Origin of the sequence: Kribbella sp. NBC_00889, assembly GCF_045207705.1 — a bacterium.
Lineage (GTDB): Bacteria > Actinomycetota > Actinomycetes > Propionibacteriales > Kribbellaceae > Kribbella.
Genome location: NZ_CP108783.1, coordinates 8910486 through 8932551 on the forward strand (window position 1 = coordinate 8910486; position 22066 = coordinate 8932551).

Here is a 22066-nt window from a genome sequence, read left to right on the forward strand (position 1 = left end):
CGCGGGTCCTGCTCAGCAGGAGGAGGGTCGGCTTCGCAGGCCGGTGAAGGTTGCTGAATCGACTGACGCAGCCCACGTGGGAGCGCCCGTCAGGCCGGTGCCTGACAGGTCGTACTCGAGAACCACGCGGAACATGAGCATCACGGTAGAGATGAACGCTGCCCCGGGCAACAGAATTCCCGGGGGCCTAATTGAGGGCGAAGAGGCGGGTGCCGTCGGAGAAGGCGGGGCGGGCGCCGGCTACGGTGACGGCTGGCTTGTTGCAGGTGACCTCTTCGGAGGCGGCGACCGACGTGGCGGTGGGGCCGGCCAGGATCGGGCGGGGCTGGACGCCGGTGGTGCCGATCAGGACGGGGGAGCAGCTGCCGTTCGGTTGCGGCATCAGTGTGACGACACGTCCGTCCGGCAGCAGTCCGAAGCCGTCAAGCGGGTACTCCGGCTGCTGCAGTCTCGGTGGGACCTGCAGGAGGTGGTGCCACTGCGGTGTGCCGTCCGCTGGGCTCACCGCGGACACGTCGTACGTCTGAGGCTGGCCGGGGTCGGTCGCGTTCCGGCAGGTGATCAGCACCAGCGATGCATGGGTGGCGGCGAGCTGTGCGTCGCACGAGGCCGGCCCGAGTCGAGGCCGCGGCGTACCCGGCACTGGGGTCGTCCAGATGACGCGGCCCTCGCCGACGTCGACGGACCACTGGAAGAGCGTGCCGCCCGCAGCGCCGGTCCAGATCAGTCCGGAGACCTCGCGTGTGTCCGGTACGGCGACCAGGTCGCCGACCCAGGTGGCCGGGTCCAGCTCGGCACTCAGGTCGAACCGCAGACCCAGGTCGACCTCCCACCGCTGGTCGCCGTCCTTCAGGTCCAGTCCGCGTACGACGGCACCGTTCCCACCGCACGCGTCCACGACCACGGCCAGGTCGCCGATGAGCTCGCCCTGCGTCACAGTGCACTGCAGTTGCGTGCGCCAGTGCGTCGGACTGCTCACGCCGTGGGCCACGACGTAGTTCCCCTCCGCCACCAGCAACTGGTTCGCGTCGACCGCGAGAGCCACGCCGTCCGTGTGGACCTCGGTCAGCACCTCCCCGCTGACCGCGTCGAGTACGGCGTACGTCGGCAGGTCGATGCCCGCCGGCGCACGGTTGCCGGCGTACGGGAGGTGCGCGGCGATGGTCCGCCCGTCGCCGGAGATCAGGAGACCCTTGGAACCGCTGGAGGCGGCGTCGTTGACGTCGGCCCGCGAGTACCGCCATCGGATCTGGCCAGTGGTGGCGTCGGACATGACCACGCCGTCCGGTCGCAGTTCGGCGATGCCACCCGCAGTACCGGCGATCGCACCGGCTGCGGGGACCTCACGGCTCCAGGCGAGGGTTCCGTCGAGCTGCACCGGCATCTGGTCGGGCTTGGTCGTAGTCGTCGTGCTGACCGTGTTGGCGGTCTCCAGCCGGGCCTGCACGAACGGCTCGCCGGCCGACACGACGATCCAGGCCAGCATCGCGCCACACACCACGGTCGCACCGATGCCGAGCAGTCGCGGTGGAGCTTGTGAGTACGGCGGTGCACGCCGCAGACGTCTCGCCAACGCCAGCAGCGCACCGGCGACCACCAGCGCGGCGGACGCGAGCATCAGGTACGGCCAGCGCTCCGACATCGCCGCGCCGGGCTGTGCGGCGGGCCAACGCCACCAGCAGATGCCGACGGCGATCAGCCCGACCACTCCGAAGACCAGAGCCGGAACGGTGACCAGACGCTGCTGCGTCCGCCGGAACCATGCACACGACAGTCCGGCGGCGAGCGCAGTACCCGCGATCGGTGTCCAGACCGGGAAGCCGGCCGCGTCGTCCGGACCGGCCGGCCACTTGGCGGCCGCGCCCAGGCCACGGCCGAGCAGGACCGAGGCGGCGACGATGACTCCGAGGGCAGCACCGAAGTACACGATCGGGATCAACCCGCCGATCGGCCGGGCCGCCTTAGGGCCCAACGACTCGACCTCCCGATGGAGGTTCTCCCGGGCAGTCTGCTCCCAGTCGGTGTGGCCGCGGTCGGTCGCGTACAGCCGGGTCTCGGCCAGGCTCTGGAGGAACGACATCCGGCCGCGCGCGAAGTCCCGCTCGCCGATGTGGCCGTACTCCTGCCGGATACCCGCGGCGTACTCGTCGTACCGCTGCGGCGACATGCTCAGGATGCGCAGGTCGGCGTCGCACAGGACGGCGCCGTTCGCGTCGTCCGGCTCGCAGTCGTGTTTGGCGGTCAGCCGGATCAGCCGGCCGACCTCCTCGACCCGCTCGGCGTCGACGCCGTACGCGGCCAGTTCGAGCTCGGCCAGCTGGGCCGAGACCTCCTCGTTCTCGCCGGGGTCGGCCTGCGGGTCGTAGATCGCATCATGGAACCAGGCCGCGAGCCGGACCGTGTCCGAGTCGTCCGCGGCGCCGGCCAGGAGGTCGACGGTCTGCAGCACCTCGGTCAGGTGCCTCTGGTCGTGATAATAACGGTGTTGCTCTGCGTAACGAGCCAGCAGATCGTCGCCCAACGGCTGCGCGTGCGGCAGCAGGCGATTCCACTGGTCGCGCAGGTCCATGGCTAAGGAGTCTCGCACCCGGTGGAGGCCTCGGCCGACCGATCCGGGGTTCCCGGATAGGGTCGTGGCCAAAGCGATATCGGCTCGTCACCTGACCGCTTCGATGGGTGCGTCAGGCATCGAATCCCATCGATGAAATTGCGGCGCAGGTCACATTTTCCGGCTCGGGAGGAACACCATGCGGTTCGGTCTCGTCGGCACCGGTCCCTGGGCTCGTCTGGCGCACGGACAAGGGCTGCGAGCCGCCTCCGGGGCCGAGCTGGCCGGCGTCTGGGGCCGGGACGCTGCCAAAACCGCCCAGTTCGCGGCCGAGCTGGAGGTTCCGGCGTACGGCGACTACGCGGAGTTACTGGAGACAGTGGATGCGGTCGCGTTCGCCGTACCGCCGAAGGTGCAGGCGTCGATGGCGCTGGAGGCCGCTGCCGTCGGCAAGCATCTGCTGCTGGACAAGCCGGTGGCAGAATCCCTCGACGACGCCCGCGCGCTGGCTGACGAGGCGACCGACGAGGGGATCGCGACTCTGGTGTTCTTCACCGGCCGGTTCGATCCGATCATGCGGCAGTTCTTCGCGGAGGTGCAGGCTCAGGCGGGCTGGAAGGGCGGCTGGGCCCGCATGCTGGCGGCGATGGACCCGAACGCCGAGTCGCCGTGGCGGCGTGAGGAGCGAGGTGCGCTCTGGGACGTCGGACCGCACGCACTGTCCAACCTGAGCGCACTGCTCGGACCGATCGTCGAGCTGAGCGCTGTCGGCGGCGCGGGCGGGCTGGTCCACCTTGTCGTCACGCACGAATCCGGCGCGACGAGCACCGCCAGCCTGACGCTGTCCGCCCCACCGTCCGGCTCCAGCTTCGAGACAGGCGTCTGGGGAGAGGCCGGTACGAGGCTGATGCCGGAGAGGTACACGCCACCGCTGGAGGTGTACCAGGTGGCAGTCGAGGAGCTGGTCCAAGCGGCGGAGTCAGGGGAGTCGCACCCGGTCGATGTCGCCTTCGGGGTCCGGGTGGTCGAGCTGCTGGCGTCCGCGGAAGCCCAACTGAGGCGGCGTTGACCGCCTATCGCTTCTGAATCAGCGCAGGGCGATGACGGTGTCGTTGCCCGAGGTGAGGACGAGGTTGCCGATGGCGCGGGCGTCGCGGCTGCAGGAGATGCCGGTCGGGAGGCGCACCTGCCGGAAGCCGAGCCGGCTGATCACGTTGGCCTGGCAGCCGTCCACGCCGCGGCCGAGGGAGATGACCCGGGCGTCCGCTGTGACGGTGACCTTGACCCTCGGGCTGACCGGTGCGGTCCTCTGCCAGGCAGTCTCCCCAGTGCCGGCGTCGATGGCCGTCACGACCGTCCTGCGGTTCTCCAGCGTGCTCGGGCCGGGGCAGTCCACCACGACCAGGTATCTGCCGGCTGCGTTGAGCAGCGTCCGGCACGCCCAGGTCCGTGGCACCGGCCAGCGCCACTTGATCTCGCCGGAGCGTGGGTCGATGGCAGTCAGAGCCTCGGGTACGTCGGAGTCTCCCGCGGGCTCGGCGACCACGACCAGTCCGGCGACGACCGCCGGACGCCGGTACATGTCTGTCGACGGCTTGGACCACAGCTTCTTGCCGGACTTCAGATCGAAGCCGGTCATCTCGTCACTCTCGTTGCCGCAGCTGTGGCCGAGGAACGCGACGACGGTGTCCATGGTCGCGACCGCGCCGATGTCGGTGCAGTTGCCCGGCTCGAACGTCCAGCGCTGGTGGCCGTCCGGGTCGACACCGTGGAGCTTGTCGGAGCCGCGGGCGACGTGCTCGCCGGTCAGCAGCGGTTCCGACTGCTGGATCAGGTGGTCGCGGGTGCCGCCGGGCCAGGTGGCTTTGCGGCGACCGGTGTCGGCATCGAGAAGGAGGTAGCCGATGTCGGCGAACTCGGCGAGCACGTAGTCGCCGTTGCCTGTCGCCGTGATGTTGGGCTTCTCGTCGGAGTCGGACCGGCTGTAGCGCCAGCGCAGTACGCCGGTGGCGGCGTCCAGCATCTCGACCACGCCGCTCTGCCGTGGGATGGCGATGCCGTAACTGGTGCCGATCGCCTCCTCCGCGCCGGACCCGAGCAGCGACTTGCTGACCCAGGCGACGGAACCGTCGAGGGTGGACGGCGACGCCTGGCCGGCCGGCTCGCGCGGACCGTCCACTCGCTCGTTGGAGGTCATCACGTAGTTGCGTGCCAGCGGCTGGATGATCAACAGGAGGATGAGTGCGATCACCCCTGGTACGGCGAGCCAGGCGAGCTGTTGTCCGAGGTTGCGCGGGGGCAGGAAGCGGGCTGTCCGAGTGCGGAGGAGCGAAGCGACAAGTGCTGCCGTGCCGGCCACGAGCAGCAAGATCAGTGCGGAGATGAGCAGGGGCACTCGGAGGCCGACACCGACGGCTGGGTTGATGCTGGGGACTCGAGCCCAGGCGACGAGCAGACCGGTCACGGCGGCCGCCAGGATTGCGCCCGCGGTGAGGCGGGAGCGCTGGCTGACGCTGCGGGCGCAGCGGAACAGCACTGGTGCGCTGAAGAACGCGACCACCGCCAGTACGACGGGAGGCCAGCCGGCCTCATCCTCGGCGGCCGGGACCTGCCAGGACGCGCCCGATGCGGCGATGGAGGCGACGGCGGCTCCGACTGCGGTGAAGGTGGCCGTGGCGGTGAGCGCTGCTTGTTGCCAGCCGCGCCACGGTGCGGGTAGCTCGCTGTCGAGTCCGGTCAGCTCTGTCTCGAGGTTGACGCGGGCGACCGGGCCGAGGCGTTGCCTGGCCAGTTGAGTCCGGTAGAGGTGGCCGTCGAGGAGCTCGCGGACTTCGTCGTACCGTCGTTCGAGCGCTACCTTCCGGTCGCCGGCGTCCCGTCGTACCTCCGCGGTGTGGACGGTGTACCGGCTGGGGTCGGAGGCGAGGACCGCGTTGACGGCGTCGAGCAGTACGTCGCCGTTCGCGTCGCGGCGGGGTGGTGCGTAGGAGTCGGGCGGGGGAGCGACGAGGTCGCCGGTGAGGCGGATCAGGCGGGCGACCTCGGCGATGCGGATCGGTGGTACGCCGTACTGCGGGAGCAGGTGCTCGGCCAGGCGGGCGGAAGCGTCGGCGTCCTCGGCAGGGGTGCCGCCGGGTTCGTGGACGGCGCGGTGGAACCAGGCGGCCAGGCGGACTGAGGTCGGGTCGGTGGACAGCTGGATGAGTGAGTCGAGGGCGGTCAGGACGATCTCGAGGTACTGGTCGCGATAGGCCCGGCGGGTGCGCTCGACGTACCTGCCGACCAGCTCGTCCGCCAACGATGCCGAGCCGGGCACCAGCTCGTTCCACCGCCCACGAAGCTCCACCACTGCCACAGTCTGCCAGCCCCACCTCCACAGCCAACGCTCGATCTCCCCACCAAGACCTCACGTTTCCAGACCAGGCCCACCACATCCGTCGGTGGTCTAGCGGCGGGCGGTAAGTATGCCGGTGAGGAGGCCGGGGTAGAGGGTCTCGAGGTCTTCGCGGCGGAGGGTGCTGATGCGGCGGGTGCCTTCGGTGTGGGTGGACAGGACGCCGGCCTCGCGCAGGATGCGCAGGTGGTGGGCGCGGGTGGAGGCGGTGACCGGGAGCTCGATCTCGCCGCAGGCGATGCCTTCGGGGGCGTCCGCGAGGGCACGGATGATCTGCAGTCGCACCGGCTCGCCGAGAGCCTGCAGGACCGACTCGACCCGGATCTCGTCGCGCTCCGGCTGCGGGAGCGCCTTCCTCGTCATGTGTCCATGATACGACGCCCATCGAAGTTCGATGAACTTCGTAGTACGATATCGGTCGAAATAAGAAACCCTCGTCCGGAAGGTCCTCGATGTCCGCACGGATCTACCTGCTCGGCGCCGGCGCGTTCGCGGTCGGCACCAGCGCGTACGTCGTGTCCGGTGTGCTGCCCGACGTCAGTTCCGAGCTTCATGTCTCCCTGACCGCCGCAGGCCAGCTCGCCACCGCATTCTCACTGGCGTACGCCGTCGGTGCGCCGATCCTGTCCACGCTGACCGGCCGGTGGGAGCGCCGTACCCTGCTCATCGCCGCGCTCGTGCTGGCTGCGCTGGGCAACCTGATCGCCACCGTGGCCACCAACTACCCCGTGCTGATCGTCGGCCGGGTCGTGGCGGCGTTCGGCGCTGCCATGTACACGCCGGCGGCCACTCTGTTCGCCACAGGTCTGCTGCCACCGGAGGAGCGCGGCAGAGCCGTCGCCATCGTGTTCGGCGGCCTCACCTTCGCTCTGGTCCTCGGAGTGCCGACCGGCAGTTTCCTGGGCCCGACACTCGGCTACAAGGGCGTGTTCGCCCTCATCACCGTCGTCGCCGTACTGGTCGCCATCGTCGAGCGTGCCGCACTCCCCAGGGTCGATGCACCCCCACAGGTCGGACTCCGCGAGCGGTTCGCCGGTGTCACCGACCGGCGCGTGCAGACCGTGCTGGCCATCACGATCCTGGCCGTGCTGGCCGCCCTGAGCGTCTACATCTACATCGTCCCGTTCCTGAAGGAGACCGCGGGCCTGGCCGGCAACGCCACCAGCATCCTGCTCCTCCTGTACGGCGTCGGCGGCGTACTGGGCAACGTGATCGGTGGCCGGGCCACGGACCGGTTCGGCAGCATCCGCACCCTGATCGTGCTGCTGGTCGGCATCATCGCCGTCGTCGCCACACTCGACCTCACCGCGAACTCGATCGGCGGAGCCGCAGCGGCTCTGTTCGTGCTGGGTCTGTTCACCTGGGCCTTCAACCCGCCGATCCAGAACCTGTTGCTGGAGCTCGGTGGCGGACTGCTGATCTCGCTCAACGCCTCTGCGATCTACCTGGGTGCCGGACTGGCCGCGGTAGTCGGCGGTCTGGTCATCGACGTGGCCGGTCTGCGCTTCCTGCCGCCACTGTCCGCCGTACTGACGCTGATCGTGCTCGGCCTGGTGTTCACCCTGCGGCGCGACCCGGAGCTGGAAGAGATCGAGCACCTGGAGCCCGAAGAGGACTGCGTCCCGGTCACCGCGACCGACTGACGGTTCGCACCCGGGATAGAGCAGGATAGCGGCCATGCGTTTTCTGGCCGCCCTCCTGCTGCTCACGTCTACAGTGTCGGGCTCCAGTGACCCCGCAGCGGTCGTCGAAGGCTGGCGGACGTCACCCGTGTACGTCGATTCGTCGCAGCGCGCACTGGTCCCGGACGAGGAGGCCGCGAAGCTGGCCGAGCGGGTCAAGGACCACAGCCCGGCCATCCGGATCGCCGTGCTCCCGGCGGAGGCGCTCAACGACGGCCGACGGGACAAGCAGGACTCGGCCCAGGCGTTCCTGGACTCGGTCGTCGACAAGCAGTCGGCGGACGGGATCTACGTGATCGTGTTCGGCGGGCTGATCACCTGGGGGAGCGCGGTCGGCGTCGACACCCCGATCGCGAGCATCCTGACCGACGAACTGGGCAAGCACAGCCGGTCCGATCCGGTCGGCACGCTCAACGGAGTGCTGGACCAGCTCGGCGCACCCAAGGCGCCGAGTGGTCCGCCCGGCTGGCTCTGGCCGTCGGTGATCGTCCTCGTCGTACTGATCGCCGGTGGCTTCGCACTGCGCTGGTGGAGGTCCCGGCCGGGCAAGGACGAAGGCCCCGCGCTGTACCGGCCGTCGTACGACGTCCTCCCGGACGAGGCGGACACGGTGGAGGAGCGCAGGCGGCTGGCCCGGGAGGACGTCACGCGCTTCGGGGAGGAACTGGATGCGGCGGACGTGCGTCTGGATGCCCATGGAGACGGCACGGCGACCACGGCAGACGTGCAGGCCGCGATGGACGCGTACGCCGCTGCCGGTCGCGTGGTCGACGGCAAGCCCGACGACGAACAGCTGCGTGGGGTGCGTGCCACGGTCGGCTACGGCCGCTGGCGGCTGGCGTGTGCACAAGCGCGGATCGCGGGGAAGATCGCGCCGCCCTGGCGAGCACTCTGCTTCTTCGACCCAGGTCACGGAATCTCTGTGACGGACTGGATGTACAAGCCACCTGGTGGCCGGTCCCGCGAGGTCCCGGTCTGCGCCGCCTGCCGGAACCGCCTCTCGGGAGGAGCGCGATGAAACGTCTGCTGGGAGCGTTCGCGCTGGTCGCGGCCTCGGTCCTGCCGGCGCTGCCCGCGCACGCGGCCGAGGACCCTGACGGATACATGAGCACCGTGGCCGGTCACCTCGGCGACGCCGGCATCTGGGTCGACCCGGACGTGAAGGAACTGTCGCCGGCCGAGGTGTCGCAGCTCGACGCGGTGGCCAAGAGTGCCGCGGCGCCGATCCGGATCGCTGTCATCCCGGCGGACAAGATCAACATCTCGGAGAGCGGCTTCTCCTTGAACCTGGCCTGGGAGGGCGAGGAGATCGCGGACCAGCTGTACGACCGCGTCGGTGTCGAGGGTGTGTACGCCGTCCTGGTCGATGCGTCGTCGGAGTCCGACGGCCGCGGGTTCCACGCCGTACAGCGGGCTGACCATGGGCCGACGTACCACGTGGAAGACGCCGTGAACCAAGCGGTGGACTGCTGTGCGCCGGACTACGAGGACATGCTGGCCAAGTTCATCGAGCGGGCTCAGCAGGTCGACAAGCCGTTCTACATCGACGCTGCGCCGTACGCCGGTGGAGCGGCCGGACTGGCCGGGCTCTGGTGGGGTCTGTCGGCGCTCGGGGCTCGCAGGGCTCGCCGCAAGGACGAGAAAGAGCACCTGGAGCTCACCAAGCCGCTGCTGAACGAGGAGATCATCGCTCTGTCGCAGCAGGTGTCCGACCTGCCGACCACGGCCGATCCGCAGCAGTCCAAGCTGTCCAAGGATGTGCTGGACGCGGTCGAGAAGGCGCGGCACCGGCTGGACGACGCCGAGGGCGATGACGATGTCCAGGCCGTGACGACGCTGCTCGGCTCGGCGCGGTACGGACTGGTGTGTCTGGACGCGGTGCGCGCGGGCAAGCCGATCCCGGAGCCGACGCCGCCCTGCTTCTTCGACCCGCGGCACGGTCCGAGTACGGTGTCCGTCGAGTGGCAGCCGGAGCGTGGAGCGGTCCGCGAGGTCCAGGTCTGTGCGGCCTGCAAGGAGCGGGCCGTGGCCGGGCAGGAGCCGCAGGTCCGGATGGTCGAGCAGTGGAGTGGCAACCTGCGGCCGTACTGGATGGTCGGGGAGAAGATGTCGGCGTACATCGACGGCTACTGGTCGCAGGGTGACGAGCGTCAGTGGTGGTTCCCCGACGACGACGCTCGCCGGACGAGGGACCGGATGCGGGCTCGCTGGCGCTCTCGTCGTCCCGGTGCTCGACTGGGCCGATGGAGCTCCGACGTCGGGAGCTCAGTCAGCACCTGGTCGGCGTCCTCGGGCTCTTCGGACAGCGACAGCTGGTCCAGCGGTTCCAGTAGCGGTCGGCGCAGCTCCTGGTCGTCCCGCACACGCTCGAGCGGTGGCGGGTCCTCCCGGCGCTCGTCGAGGCGCTCAGGCGGCTCCCGCGGTTTCTAGGACAGCCGGCATGTCCTGGCTGTGCAATACGGCCAACGACGTGACCGCACGGGTGAGGCATACGTAGAGGCGGCGCAGGCCGGTGCGCTCGTCGGCCTCGCCGGCAACGATGCCGGCCGGTTCGACCAGGACCACGTGGTCGAACTCGAGACCCTTGGCCAGTGACGCCGGTACGACGTCCAGATGCGCGTCGGCATCGTCCTCGTCGCCGAGCACGGAGAACGGGACCTGCAAAGCCAGCAGGGCCTTGCGGGTGGCCGGCACCAGCGCGTCCGGCACGATCAGACCGATCGAACCGAGCCGGGCCGACACTTCGCCGACTGTGTCCATGGCTGCGGCGAGACTGTCCTGCACGCGCGTGATGGTGAGCTCACCACGTGCACGTCGTACGGCTGTCGGCGGTGTGAGGTGCGGAGCGATCGACGGGAGCAGGCGGGCGGCGTACTCGATCACCTGACCGGGGACACGGAAGCCGGCGGTCAGTTCCTCGGTGTGGGCGCCGGACTTGCCCAGGTGCTTCAGTGCCTCGTCCCAAGACGGTGTGGCCCACGGAGTGGTGCCCTGCGCGATGTCGCCGAGGACAGTCATCGAGCCGGTCGAGCAGCGACGCCCGACGGCCCGCAGTTGCATCGCCGACAGGTCCTGCGCCTCGTCCAGCACCACATGGCCGAGTGACGGCGTACGGTCGACCAGATCGGCCACCTCGTCGATCAGAGTGGCGTCCGCCACCGACCACTTCGCCGCACCGGCCGAGCGCGGTGCCTTCTCCCAGAGGAGCAGCTCCTGCTCCTCCGGAGTCAGGATGCCGTCGGAGTGCTCGGCCAGCAATGCCGGGTCGGTGAAGAGCCGGAAGAGCAGCTTGGCTGGGTCCACAGCCGGCCAGAGTGCCTCGGCGTACTGCTTGACCGGACGGCTGCGCGCGACCGCGTCCTGCACCCGGTCGTCCGGGGAGTCGCCCGCCGCCTCCATCCGCAGCAGCACGGCGTGGGCCAGCCGCTGCGGCAGCATCGCCCGGCCTGCGCCGTACCGGACTCCGCGCGTCCGGAGCTCGTTGACCAACTCCTCCGCCTGGTACGTCGCCACCCGCCAGCGGTGTGCGCCCCGCGGCACGACCAGCGCCTCCTTCGGCAGCTGCACCTGCGACCACACCGCCCGGTGCAGCACCTCCGCCATCCGCACATCGCCCTTGAGTACGTCGACCGCCGCGGGACCCGGCCCGGCCACGCGCACCCGTCCGACCAGCTCCTCGACGGTGGTCTGCTTCGCCTCGATCTCGCCCAGTGCGGGCAGTACGTCGCCGATGTACCGCAGGAAGCTCGCGTTCGGCCCGACCACGAGCACACCGGACCGGCTGAGCTGATCGCGGTACGCATAGAGCAGGTACGCCGCCCGGTGCAGCCCGACCGCGGTCTTCCCGGTCCCGGGCGCTCCCTGGACGCAGATGGTGTCCTCGACCCCGGCCCGGACGATCACGTCCTGCTCCGGCTGGATCGTGGCCACGATGTCGCGCATCGGGCCGGAGCGCGGGCGCTCGATCTCGGCGTCCAGGATGTTGCTGTGCTGCTCGGCGGCCGCGCTGGAGGTCAGGTCCTCGTCCTCGAACGCGGTCATCTCGCCGTGCGTGAAGCCGAACCGCCGCCGGATGCCGACCCCCATCGGCTCGGTCTTGCTGGCCCGGTAGAACGGCACCGAGATGTCCGCCCGCCAGTCCACCACCAGCGGCTCGCCCAAGTCGTCGTTCACGTGCCGGCGGCCGATGTGGAACGTCTCGTCGGTCGGCTCCAGGTAGTCCAGCCGGCCGAAGAACAGCGGCACCTCCGGGTCGTCCTCCAGTTCCTTCATCCGCCGCCAGATCGCGGCCTTCAGGAACTCCTCGTTGACCCGGTCCGCGCTGTGGATCTCCAGCGCGCCGGTCTTCTCCCGCATCACCGCGAGCGCGGCGCGCGAGGACTTCAGGTAGTCCTTCTCGGCCTGGAGGGTGTCGGACGAATCGGGGGGCATGCGGAACCTCCGGCAAAGGGTGGGGGAAGCCCAGCCACGTTACTTGAGCACCCGCCGTGGGGGAACCGAATTACGCGCCCTCGGCTTGTCGTCGTGCAGCCCGGGGCGGAGCAGCAGCGGCAGTGCGACGGCGAGCAGGAGCAGGACGACGATGCCGTCCAGCCAGTAGTGGTTCGCGGTCACCACGACCACCGCGAACGTGATGATCGGGTGCGCGAGCCAGAGCCAGCGCCACTTCGTCCGGGTGATCAGGATCATCGAGAGCGCGATCAGTGCGGCCCACCCGACATGCAGGCTCGGCATCGCGGCGAACTGGTTCGCCATCCCGCCGGACCGCTCCACGCCGTACACGGACTGACCGAACGCGAGCCCGGTGTCGACGAACCCGGGCATCATCCGCGGCGGTGCCAGCGGGAAGATGATGTGCCCGGCCAGCGCGAGGCCGGTCAGGGCGACGATCGTCCAGCGGACGTGTGAGTACGCCTTCGGCCGCCAGATGCTCAGCCAGAGCAGTACGGCGGCCGTCAGTGGTGCGTGCACGGACGCGTAGTACAGATTCGCGCCCTCGACCAGGTGCGGAAGCTTCAGCGCCGCGTGCTGGATCGAGGCCTCGTTCGGCAGGTGCAGCCAGTTCTGGATGGCGAGTACGTCGTGTGCATGGTCGAACGCGGAGCCGGTGTGTTTGGCCGCGATCTGGCGTCCGGCGCTGTAGACGAGAAACAAGGTCGCCAACAGGACTGCTTCGCGTACCACCCGCCAGACGACCGGGCCCGTCCCCGATCGCCGGTTGTCGTTCTCCCCACCCAGTCCCACCCGCTCCAGCGCCTGCGTCCCCATACCTGTCGACGGTACCTGCCGTCTGCTCAGGATTGGCCCAGGCGTAACCCTGGCGTTTGCCCTGGGCAACCCCTGGTCATGCTCAGGGCGACCGTTCGTGACGCATCCGTCACGCCGTTGCGATCATCCTTTGACAGCGCCGGTCAGCACGCCCTTCGCGAAGTGCCGCTGCAGGAACGGGTAGATGATCAGGATCGGCACGATCGAGACGACCAGGATCGCCATCTGGATCGACGCCTGCGGTGGGAGCAGTTCGGTACCGAGTTCCGCACTACCCAGTTGGGTGTCGTTGATCACGTACGTCCGCAGCACCAGTTGCAATGGCCACAGCTTGCTGTCGTTCAGGTACAGCAGCGCGGAGAAGAACGCGTTCCAGTACGCCACGGCGTAGAACAACCCGATCACTGACAGCACCGCCTTGGACAGCGGCAGCACGATGTGGACGAAGGTCTTGAGCTCACCCGCACCGTCGATCCGGGCGCTCTCGGTGATCTCGTTCGGCAGGTTCATGAAGAACGCACGCAGCACGATCACGTTGAACGCGCTCACCATCGTCGGCACGATCAGGGCCCAGATGCTGTCCAGCAGCCCGGCGCCTTTGACCACGAGGTACGTCGGGATGATGCCGGGGGAGAACAGCATGCTGAACAGGACCACCAGCAGGATCGGCCGCCCGGCCGCGAACCCCGGCCGGGACAACGCGTAGGCGAGCAGACACGACACGGTCAGGCTGAGTAGCGTGCCGACCACGGTGACGAAGACACTGATGAACAGCGCCTGGGTCACCACGCCGCCGGCGAACAGCGACTCGTAGGCGCCGAAGTTGACCGAGTCGGGGAACAACACCAGGCCGCCGGACTCGTTGATCTGCTTGTTCGGAGCGACGCTGGTCGAGATCACCCCGACGAACGGGAGGATCACCACCGCGCAGAACACCAGCAGGACCAGGCCCTTGAACACCCGCATCGGCCAGGACGGCATCGGCACGCCCTGCACGATCTTCCGGGGTGCGCTGCTTCGGGTAACGATCGTTTGCGTCATCGGCTGTACACCCCCTGCTCCCCGAAGATGTGGGCCACCTTGTTCGCGGCCAGCACCAGGGCGACGCCGACCAGGCCCTTGACCAGACCGACCGCGGCCGCCACGCCCCAGGCACCACCGAGTACGCCGTTGTTGTAGACGTACGTGTCGAGGACCTCGCTGACATCCCGGCCGACCGCTTGCTGCTGCAGGATGATCTGCTCGAAGCCGACCGTCAGCGAGTCACCGAGCCGCAGGATGAACAGCAGGATGATGATCCCGCGCAGCCCCGGCAGGGTGACGTGCCACATCTGTTTCATCCGGCTCGCGCCGTCCACGCTGGCCGCCTCGTACAGCTGCGAGTCGATCTGGGACAACGCGGCCAGGAACAGGATCGTGGCCCAACCGGTGTCCTTCCAGATGATCTGCGAGGTGAGCAGGACATGGAACAACTCCGAGTTCCCGATGATGTTCAGCGTGCCCAGGTCGTGTGATCGCAGGTAGTTGTTCAGCAGCCCGCTGCCCCCGAGCATCTGCTGGAACAGCGCGACCACGATCACCCACGACATGAAGTGCGGCAGGTAGAGGATGCTCTGCGCGATCCGCTTGATCCGCTCGGAGAACAGTGAGTTCAGCAGCAGGGCGAGCAGGATCGGGGCCGGGAACACGAAGACCGACTGCAGGCAGGTCAGGATCAGCGTGTTCTTCAGCGCCCGCAGGAACGCCGGGTCGCCGTTGAAGATCACCGCGAAGTTCGCCCAGCCGGACCAGTCGCTGCCACCGATGCCGAGGAACGGCTGGTAGTCCTTGAACGCGATCACGTTGCCGAGCAACGGCAGGTAGTGGAACGCGATGATCAGCGCGATCCCGGGCAGTGCGAACAGCAGCAGCACCCGGTCCCGGAGCAGCCGGCGCCCCAGACTTAGCTGTTGTGATCGCGGTGCGGAGCGCTGGAGCATCTACTTCCCTGCCGCCTCGGTGTGGGCCCGCTCGAGTTCGCTGCGCATCTGGTCGCCACCCGCGGACTTCCAGGTCTGCACGGCCGCGGTCCAGTCCGACACCGGTTTCTTGCCCTGCACGATCTGGTTCTCCAGGTCGGTCATCGTCTTCGCGAGCTGCGTCTGCTTCTTCGACTGGGTGTCGGAGTACAGCCCGTACGACGCGTCGTACGTGAGCCGCGAGGCGACCTTCGTCTGGATCTTGTGCTGGTTCTGCGGTACGTCGGGCTTGCCGGCCCAGTACAGCGCCAGGGCGGAGTCGCTGATGTACTGCACACCGATGCCGGTCTCGACCACGCCGACCTTCGTCGGCACCGGGTCGGTGCCCTGCAAGGTGTAGTGCCGGCCGGCGACGCCGTACTTGCGGAACAGATACTCCTCGGTGCCGAACGGCGCGGCCATCCAGTTCGCGATCTTCAGCAGCGTGTCGGCCGAGTGCTTGCTGTTCTTGCTGAACGACGTGACGTTGTTCAGCGCCGCACCCATCCAGGGCGCGCCGTCGCCGCCGTCGAAGCCGGGGACGTCGAGCATGTTCACCGCGAACGCGGGCCCGGCGGTGTTGTCGGAGTAGTACTGGTTCCACGCGACGAAGCTGTCGTAGTCGAAGGCGGCGATGCCGCCGTTGAACCACTGCTTGCGGGCGCTGGCCTTGTCGTTGAACGCGTCCGGGTTGATCACGCCGGACGCGACCATCTTGCGGCCGGCCTCGAGTGCGTCGAGTTGCGCCTCGTGCTCGTACATCGACGTGAACTTGCCGCCGGTCTCCTTCCAGACGTTCGGGATCGCGAGCATCTGCCGGATGGTCGACAGCGGTACCCGGGTCCAGGCCCACTTGTTCTGCTTGGCCTTGGTCAGCTCCTTGGCCAGGTCGAAGAACTCCTGGAAGTTCTTCGGCGCCGGATCCTTGATCCCCTTGGCGGCGAGGAGGTCCGCGCGGTACAGCGGCAGCGACGTCCGCGACATGCCGCGCGGCACCGGGACGCCGTAGATGGCGCCGTTGAAGACGCAGCCCTTCCAGTACTCGGTCGGGATGTTGGCCAGGAACGGGTACTTGTTGACCGCGTCCCCGGACAACTGCTCGGTCAGATCCATACACTTGGCCTTTACCAGGCCGGGGATCTGCACGGTGTCCACCGGGATGTTGATGATGTCGGGCAGGTCGCCGCCGGCGATCCGGGTCGCGAACTTGTCCTTGTACTCGTCGTTCGACGCCATGCTGATCTGCAGTTCGGAGCCGAGTCGTTCGTTCAGCTTCTGCCAGAACTCGTTCTTGTCCACCGACGGCGGGATCGCGCCCGGGATGTTGGTCAGGAACGTGATCGGCTTGCCGTCACCCGGCGCCTCGCCGATCGCCTTGACCGGGTTGGCCGGGTACTTCAGGAAGCCGTCCAGGACGACGTCGGTGCCGGGCAGGTCGGGCTTGATCTCGCCGTACCTGGTGTAGGTCGGCAGTTTCACCGCCAGGTTGGCGGCGGCGGTGCCCTTCTTGTCCGACGCGCACCCCGCCAGCAGCGGCGTACCGGTGACCGCGACAGCGGCGGCGGCCAGACCACCGCCGAGGAATCTTCTTCTGCTGACTGGCATGAGGCCTCACTTCCATCGGAGGGCCACACCATGACATAGTACGTCCTATGTCTTCAAGAGTCGGCGCGCTGGAAATCGCTCCTACGGTCGTCTTCCACCCCGCGGGCAGCGGCTACCACACGTTCCGGATCCCGTCGGTCCTGGCGCGGGGCGAGTTGGTGCTCGCCTTCTGCGAGGGACGGCTGCACGGATCCGGCGACGCGGGCGAGATCGAAGTCGTGCTGCGCCGCTCACTCGACGGCGGGCGGACCTGGCTGCCCCCGCAGGTCGTCTCGGCGGTGCCCGGCAAGACGTGCGGCAACCCGGCGCCGGTGATCGACCCGGCCAGCGGCGACATCGTGCTGGTCACGGTGCAGAACGGCGCCGACGCGGTCGAGATGTCGCTTGCCCGCGGCACCGATCCGGAGTCCGGCCGGCGCGTGTTCGTGCAACGGTCCGCGGACGACGGCGCGACCTGGAGTCCGACCGAGGAGATCACCTCCCAGGTCAAGCCGTCCGACTGGGGCTGGTACGCGACCGGTCCGTGCCACGCGATCGCGCTGACCAACGGCCGACTCGTCGCACCGGCCAATCACTCCTTCGTGCCTGCGGAACCTGTCGACGATCTGATCCGGCTGAACGGCGGGCACTGCATCGTCAGCGACGACGGTGGGCACACCTGGTCGGTTGGATTCGTGGATCGAAACGACGGACCGGAGATCAACGCGAACGAGACGGCCGTCGCCGAACTGCCCGACGGCCGGTTGTACTTCAACGCGCGCAACCACCAGGGCACAGGCCCGGCCCGCGTCCACGCGTGGTCGTCCGATGGCGGTACGACGCTCGATGCGCCGTACGCCGGGATCCCGGAAGTCACGGCGCCGGGGATCCAGGGGAGCGTCCTCACCTTGCCCGACGGCCGGCTGCTGATGTCGACGCCGGTGAACCCGTCGAGCCGCCGGGAGCTGACCGTCTTCGTCAGTGCGGACTCCGGTCAGTCGTGGCGCCCTGCGGTGGTCGTGCATCCGGGCATGGCCGGGTACTCCGATCTCGTGCTGCTGCCCGACGGCGCGGTCGGCATTTTCTACGAAGCCGGTGAGAGCTCGTCGTTCGCGACCCTGCGCTTCGCCACATTCGCCCTCTGACGTTGGGAGACCCCTTGACCGACTCCGCCCAATTGACCGGCGTCGTACCGCCGCTCGTCACGCCGTTCACCCCCGAGTACGACGTCGACACGGCCTCGCTGGCCCGGTTGATCCAGTACCAGCTGACCGGGGGTGTGGACGGGGTGTTCGTGCTCGGTACCTCTGGTGAAGGAACGTTCCTGACCGATGAGCAGCGGCAGGTGGTCCTCGAGACCACCGTGGCGGAGGTAGCCGGGCAGGTGCCGGTGCTGGCCGGCGTCATCGACACCTCGACCGCCCGAGCCGGTGCGCATCTGTCCGCGGCGTTGAAGGCCGGCGTCGATGCCATAGTCGCGACGGCGCCGTTCTACGCCGCCACGCATCCGGCCGAGATCGAGCAGCACTTCACGCGGCTGGCGACGATCGCCGGGGACGTCCCGATGTACGCGTACGACATCCCGCCGCGGGTCGGGACGAAGCTGCCCGCATCGTTGATGATCTCGTTGGGAGAGCGCGGGATCATCGCCGGAGTGAAGGATTCCAGTGGCCAGGAGACGAGCCTGCGGCAGTTGGTGCTGGACCGGCGGGACGCAGGGCTGACCGGGTTCGCGATCATGACCGGGTCCGAGCTGACGGTCGACTCCGCGTTGGCGTTCGGCGTCGATGGCGTCGTACCGGGGCTGGGGAATGTGGATCCGTCCGGGTACGTGCGGTTGTTCGACGCGGCGTCCGCGGGTGACGCGGCGACGGCTCGGGCGGAGCAGGACCGGCTGTTCCGGTTGTTCGAGATCATCACCGTGGCGGACCGTTCGCGGATGGGTGCGAGCTCGGCCGCGCTCGGTGCGTTCAAGGCGGGGCTGTACCTGCTCGGGGTGATCGACTGCCCGCTGACCGCCTTCCCCTCGATCCCGCTGAACGACGAGGAGATCGCCGCGATCCGCCCCCTTCTGGACCGTGCCGGATTACACTGATCCGTCCTAGACGAGGAGGCCGGCAGTGACAACGGGTGGGCTCAGCCGGGCACGCGGTGCGGCGGGGAATCAGTCCTTCATTCGCGACCAGATGAAGTCGTACATCCTGGAACGCGGGCTGAAGGCGGGTGACCCGCTACCCAACGAGCAGGAGCTGATGGCTCAGCTCGGTGTCGGCCGGCACCCGTTGCGCGAGGCGATGAAGGCACTGCAGGCGGTCGGGATCATCGAGATTCGGCACGGCTACGGGACGTACGTCGGCGAGGTGTCACTTCAGTCGCTGGAGGACGGGCTCGCGTTCCGGATGTCGCAGTCGATGGCCGGCGACCTGCGCGACGTACAGAACGTGCTGGAGGTCCGCCAGGCCATCGAGGTCGGTATGGCCGACGACGTGGTCGCCCACTTCAGCGCCCACGGCTACGACGACCTCGAGCCGATCGTGGGACGGATGGAGGCCAAGGCTCAGTCCGGCGAGTACTTCCCGGACGAGGACTGGGCCTTCCACCAAGCGTTGTACGAACCGCTCGGGAACGCCCTCGTCATCGATCTGCTGTCAGTCTTCTGGCGCACCTTCGCCCAGGTGGACGCCCGCCTCCCCGGGGCCCGCTACACCCCCGCCGACGCGGCCGCCTGGCACCGCGATCTCCTCAACACCTTGCGAACCGGAGACCCCGAAGCCTTCGCCCGCTCCATGAAGAAACACTTCAACGGCATCCACACCCGCCTGGAGGACTAGGCGACGTACAGCTCGACAGGACGTGTCTTCTGCTGACAGGCCCGCAGCGGGTGGGGCTGAGCGTGCGTTGGTGCGCTGGACGGTGACACCTCCTGTCGAGCTGTCCGTTGTGGATAACTCACGGCACGGTCTGGGCGAGTTCGGGCATCATCCCGGGATGGAATCGCCCGGTGAAGTCCTTGCGCGCCTCGGCGGGTGGGCCACCGGCTCCGAGTTGTCGGCTGTGACATCTCGCCGGGCTGTCACGGCAGCGCTCGAGCGTGGTGAGGTGCAACGGATCGCGCAGGGCATCTACGCCGTGCCAGGGCTGCCGGCGGACCTGGCGGCCGCGCTCGCGTATCACGGCGTGCGCTCGTATCTGAGTGCCGCGACAGCCTGGCAGCTTCCGCTCCTGGTGGCGCCGGAGAAGCCGCATGTCACCGTTCCGCCCAACCGGCGTCCGCGTCCGGGGCCACCGGCCGTTCTGCACTGGGCGGCGTTCGATGCGGACGAGCGGCGGAATCGGACGACCTCATTGCTTCGGACGGTGGTCGACTGCGCCCGGGTCCTGCCGTTCGCCGAAGCACTCGCCGTTGCGGACGCGGCTCTCGCCACCGGGCGCCTGAGCCAGGAGGAACTCCTCGCCGCCACCGTCGCGATGCGCGGGCCGGGCTGCCCGAACGCTCGCCGGATGGCGGTCGCGGCGACCAGTCTGTCCGGCAGCATCCTGGAGTCCATACTGAGGGCGCTGCTCATCATCGAGGGCATCGACGGTTTCGAGCCGCAGGTCCTGGTGACCAACGGATGGTTCCGGGCCCGGGTCGACCTAGGGCATCGCCTGGCCCGGGTGGCACTTGAGGCGGACGGCTTCGAGTTCCATGGGTCCCGACGGGATTTCGCCGCCGACTGCCACCGGTACGACGAGCTGGTGGCAGCCGGGTGGTTGGTGCTCCGCCTCACCTACGAGCAGATCATCGGAGACCCAGCGTGGGTTGTCGCCACGATCCGCGCCGCGTTGGCGCAGCGGTGCGGTGCAAACGGACAGGAGGTGTCACCGGCGGTGTGAACTGGTGACGCTCGTCGGACCCGCTCGGTCGAAGAATTGAGCGGACACCTCCTGTCGAGCTGCACAGCGTCCTCAGGCGAAGAGGTTTTCGGCGTCGACGATCGTGTAGGCGTAGCCCTGTTCGGCGAGGAAGCGCTGGCGGTGGGCGGCGAACTCGGCGTCTACGGTGTCTCGGGCGACGATGGAGTAGAAGCGGGCGGTGCGGCCGTCGCCCTTGGGGCGGAGGACCCGGCCGAGGCGCTGGGCCTCTTCCTGGCGGGAGCCGAAGGTGCCGGAGACCTGGATCGCGACGGACGCCTCGGGCAGGTCGATGGAGAAGTTGGCGACCTTGCTGACCACCAGGCGCTTGATCTCGCCCTTGCGGAACGCGTCGAACAGCCGCTGCCGTTCCCGGACCGTCGTCTCGCCCTTGATCACCGGGCACTCCAACCGCTCACCGAGCTCGTCCAGCTGGTCGATGTACTGCCCGATCACCAGCAGCGGCTCATCGGAGTGGTGCTCGGCGATCCGCCGTACCAGCCGGGATTTCGCCGGGGTCGACGCAGCCAGCCGGTAGCGGTCCTCCGGCTCGGCGGTCGCGTACACGAACCGCTCGGTCTGCTCCAGATCCACCCGCACCTCGACGCAGTCGGCCGGCGCGATCCAGCCCTGCGCCTCGATGTCCTTCCACGGCGCGTCGTACCGCTTCGGGCCGATCAGCGAGAACACATCGCCCTCGCGGCCGTCCTCGCGGACCAGCGTCGCGGTCAGGCCGATCCGCCGCCGCGTCTGCAGGTCCGCGGTCATCCGGAAGATCGGCGCCGGCAGCAGGTGCACCTCGTCGTACACGATCAGGCCCCAGTCGCGCGCGTCGAACAGTTCCAGGTGCGAGTACACGCCCTTCCGGCGCGTCGTCATCACCTGGTACGTCGCGATGGTGACCGGGCGGATCTCCTTGCGGGCACCGGAGTACTCGCCGATCTCGTCCTCGGTCAGGCTGGTGCGGCGCATCAGCTCGTCCTTCCACTGCCGCGCGGACACCGTGTTGGTGACCAGGATCAGCGTGGTCGCGGACGCCTGCGCCATCGCGGCCGCGCCGACGATCGTCTTGCCGGCGCCACAGGGGAGTACGACGACGCCGGAGCCGCCGTGCCAGAACGAGTCGACCGCCTGCTGCTGGTACGGGCGCATGTCCCAGCCCTCACGGACCAGTTCGATCTTGTGCGTCTCGCCGTCGACGTACCCGGCGAGGTCCTCGGCCGGCCAGCCGAGCTTGAGCAGCGTCTGCTTGAGGTGACCGCGCTCCGACGGGTGCACGAGGACGGTGTCGTCGTCGATGCGGTCGCCCAGCATCGGCTTGACCTTGGCGCTGCGGAGCACCTCCTCCAGCACCGGCCGGTCGGTCGTCACCAGCACCAGTCCGTGCTGCGGATGCTTCTCCAGCCGCAGTCGCCCGTACCGGTCCAGCGTTTCCGCGATGTCCACCAGCAGCGAGTGCGGGACGGGGTAGCGGCTGTACCGCAGCAGTACGTCGATCACCTGCTCGGCGTCGTGCCCGGCCGCCCGAGCGTTCCACAACCCCAGCGGCGTCAGCCGATAGGTGTGCACATGCTCCGGCGCCCGCTCCAACTCGGAGAACGGCGCAATAGCCTTCCGGCAGTCGTTAGCGTCCGGATGCGCAGTCTCCAGCAAAAGGGTCTTGTCGGACTGCACAATCAGAGGACCGTCTGTCACTGCA

At 68.7% G+C, this 22066-nt stretch carries 17 protein-coding genes; 8 read left to right on the top strand and 9 right to left on the bottom strand.

Translation table 11 applies throughout. The features are described from left to right. Nucleotides 1-187: 187 nt before the first annotated feature. Complete coding sequence (locus OG817_RS43995) at nt 188-2569, bottom strand: hypothetical protein (protein ID WP_406051054.1); 2382 nt, start codon at nt 2567-2569, stop codon at nt 188-190. 178 nt (nt 2570-2747) lie between these two features. Here OG817_RS43995 and OG817_RS44000 point away from each other — a divergent pair, with 178 nt between their 5' ends. Next, the gene (locus OG817_RS44000; protein WP_406051056.1) at nt 2748-3617 is read left to right on the top strand and encodes a Gfo/Idh/MocA family protein; all 870 of its coding nucleotides are present in this window, start codon (nt 2748-2750) and stop codon (nt 3615-3617) included. Between the two features lie 18 nt (nt 3618-3635). Here OG817_RS44000 and OG817_RS44005 read toward each other — a convergent pair whose 3' ends face one another. Together OG817_RS44005 and OG817_RS44010 are read right to left on the bottom strand one after the other, a co-directional pair. Further along, nucleotides 3636-5897 (bottom strand): PQQ-binding-like beta-propeller repeat protein, encoded by a 2262-nt coding sequence (locus OG817_RS44005; RefSeq protein WP_406051058.1) that lies wholly within the window; start codon nt 5895-5897, stop codon nt 3636-3638. Between the two features lie 96 nt (nt 5898-5993). Next, the gene (locus tag OG817_RS44010; RefSeq protein ID WP_393380027.1) at nt 5994-6305 is read right to left on the bottom strand and encodes an ArsR/SmtB family transcription factor; all 312 of its coding nucleotides are present in this window, start codon (nt 6303-6305) and stop codon (nt 5994-5996) included. A gap of 89 nt (nt 6306-6394) precedes the next feature. Here OG817_RS44010 and OG817_RS44015 point away from each other — a divergent pair, with 89 nt between their 5' ends. From OG817_RS44015 to OG817_RS44025, 3 genes are read left to right on the top strand one after another with little or no spacing between them, the layout of a single operon-like run. Then, nucleotides 6395-7585, top strand: coding sequence for an MFS transporter (locus OG817_RS44015; protein ID WP_406051059.1), 1191 nt, complete (start codon nt 6395-6397; stop codon nt 7583-7585). A 34-nt stretch (nt 7586-7619) separates the two neighbouring features. After that, nucleotides 7620-8642 carry a hypothetical protein gene (locus tag OG817_RS44020; protein WP_406051060.1) on the top strand — a complete coding sequence of 341 codons (1023 nt, stop codon included), beginning with the start codon at nt 7620-7622 and terminating at the stop codon, nt 8640-8642. Next, a complete protein-coding gene (locus OG817_RS44025) occupies nt 8639-10054 on the top strand; it encodes a hypothetical protein (protein WP_406051062.1) in 1416 nt (471 codons plus the stop codon). Before OG817_RS44020 ends, OG817_RS44025 begins: the two co-directional genes overlap by 4 nt. Here OG817_RS44025 and OG817_RS44030 read toward each other — a convergent pair. The 5 genes from OG817_RS44030 to OG817_RS44050 form a co-directional block, all read right to left on the bottom strand. After that, nucleotides 10031-12055 carry a HelD family protein gene (locus OG817_RS44030; RefSeq protein ID WP_406051064.1) on the bottom strand — a complete coding sequence of 675 codons (2025 nt, stop codon included), beginning with the start codon at nt 12053-12055 and terminating at the stop codon, nt 10031-10033. The two genes, OG817_RS44025 and OG817_RS44030, sit on opposite strands and share 24 nt — an antisense overlap. A gap of 39 nt (nt 12056-12094) precedes the next feature. Next, nucleotides 12095-12892: a phosphatase PAP2 family protein gene (locus OG817_RS44035; RefSeq protein WP_406051066.1), complete on the bottom strand. Its 798-nt coding sequence runs from the start codon at nt 12890-12892 to the stop codon at nt 12095-12097. 123 nt (nt 12893-13015) lie between these two features. Then, nucleotides 13016-13933: a carbohydrate ABC transporter permease gene (locus OG817_RS44040; protein ID WP_406051067.1), complete on the bottom strand. Its 918-nt coding sequence runs from the start codon at nt 13931-13933 to the stop codon at nt 13016-13018. Then, on the bottom strand, nt 13930-14871 hold the full coding sequence (locus OG817_RS44045; protein ID WP_406051068.1) for an ABC transporter permease: 942 nt from the start codon (nt 14869-14871) through the stop codon (nt 13930-13932). Before OG817_RS44045 ends, OG817_RS44040 begins: the two co-directional genes overlap by 4 nt. Next, complete coding sequence (locus tag OG817_RS44050; protein WP_406051069.1) at nt 14872-16494, bottom strand: ABC transporter substrate-binding protein; 1623 nt, start codon at nt 16492-16494, stop codon at nt 14872-14874. Nucleotides 16495-16541: 47 nt separating this feature from the next. Here OG817_RS44050 and OG817_RS44055 point away from each other — a divergent pair, with 47 nt between their 5' ends. The 4 genes from OG817_RS44055 (at nt 16542) to OG817_RS44070 (ending at nt 20349) form a co-directional block, all read left to right on the top strand. After that, complete coding sequence (locus OG817_RS44055) at nt 16542-17618, top strand: exo-alpha-sialidase (protein ID WP_406051071.1); 1077 nt, start codon at nt 16542-16544, stop codon at nt 17616-17618. Nucleotides 17619-17632: 14 nt separating this feature from the next. Next, complete coding sequence (locus tag OG817_RS44060) at nt 17633-18568, top strand: dihydrodipicolinate synthase family protein (RefSeq protein WP_406051072.1); 936 nt, start codon at nt 17633-17635, stop codon at nt 18566-18568. A 25-nt stretch (nt 18569-18593) separates the two neighbouring features. Next, a complete protein-coding gene (locus OG817_RS44065; protein WP_360444978.1) occupies nt 18594-19304 on the top strand; it encodes an FCD domain-containing protein in 711 nt (236 codons plus the stop codon). 157 nt (nt 19305-19461) lie between these two features. Next, nucleotides 19462-20349, top strand: a complete 888-nt coding sequence (locus OG817_RS44070) for a DUF559 domain-containing protein (RefSeq protein WP_406051074.1) — start codon at nt 19462-19464, stop codon at nt 20347-20349. 72 nt (nt 20350-20421) lie between these two features. On the opposite strand, the gene OG817_RS44075 is transcribed toward OG817_RS44070, so the two are convergent. Next, on the bottom strand, nt 20422-22062 hold the full coding sequence (locus OG817_RS44075) for a DNA repair helicase XPB (RefSeq protein WP_406051075.1): 1641 nt from the start codon (nt 22060-22062) through the stop codon (nt 20422-20424). Between the last annotated feature and the right edge of the window lie 4 nt (nt 22063-22066).

Excerpts from the sequence above, each read along its gene's own strand:
- OG817_RS44030 (WP_406051064.1), bottom strand. The coding sequence starts at position 12,055 with ATGCCCCCCGATTCGTCCGACACCCTCCAGGCCGAGAAGGACTACCTG.
- OG817_RS44020 (WP_406051060.1), top strand. The coding sequence starts at position 7,620 with ATGCGTTTTCTGGCCGCCCTCCTGCTGCTCACGTCTACAGTGTCGGGC.
- OG817_RS44045 (WP_406051068.1), bottom strand. The coding sequence starts at position 14,871 with ATGCTCCAGCGCTCCGCACCGCGATCACAACAGCTAAGTCTGGGGCGC.
- OG817_RS44055 (WP_406051071.1), top strand. The coding sequence starts at position 16,542 with ATGTCTTCAAGAGTCGGCGCGCTGGAAATCGCTCCTACGGTCGTCTTC.
- OG817_RS44040 (WP_406051067.1), bottom strand. The coding sequence starts at position 13,933 with ATGACGCAAACGATCGTTACCCGAAGCAGCGCACCCCGGAAGATCGTG.
- OG817_RS44000 (WP_406051056.1), top strand. The coding sequence starts at position 2,748 with ATGCGGTTCGGTCTCGTCGGCACCGGTCCCTGGGCTCGTCTGGCGCAC.
- OG817_RS44070 (WP_406051074.1), top strand. The coding sequence starts at position 19,462 with ATGGAATCGCCCGGTGAAGTCCTTGCGCGCCTCGGCGGGTGGGCCACC.
- OG817_RS44015 (WP_406051059.1), top strand. The coding sequence starts at position 6,395 with ATGTCCGCACGGATCTACCTGCTCGGCGCCGGCGCGTTCGCGGTCGGC.
- OG817_RS43995 (WP_406051054.1), bottom strand. The coding sequence starts at position 2,569 with ATGGACCTGCGCGACCAGTGGAATCGCCTGCTGCCGCACGCGCAGCCG.
- OG817_RS44050 (WP_406051069.1), bottom strand. The coding sequence starts at position 16,494 with ATGCCAGTCAGCAGAAGAAGATTCCTCGGCGGTGGTCTGGCCGCCGCC.
- OG817_RS44035 (WP_406051066.1), bottom strand. The coding sequence starts at position 12,892 with ATGGGGACGCAGGCGCTGGAGCGGGTGGGACTGGGTGGGGAGAACGAC.
- OG817_RS44025 (WP_406051062.1), top strand. The coding sequence starts at position 8,639 with ATGAAACGTCTGCTGGGAGCGTTCGCGCTGGTCGCGGCCTCGGTCCTG.
- OG817_RS44010 (WP_393380027.1), bottom strand. The coding sequence starts at position 6,305 with ATGACGAGGAAGGCGCTCCCGCAGCCGGAGCGCGACGAGATCCGGGTC.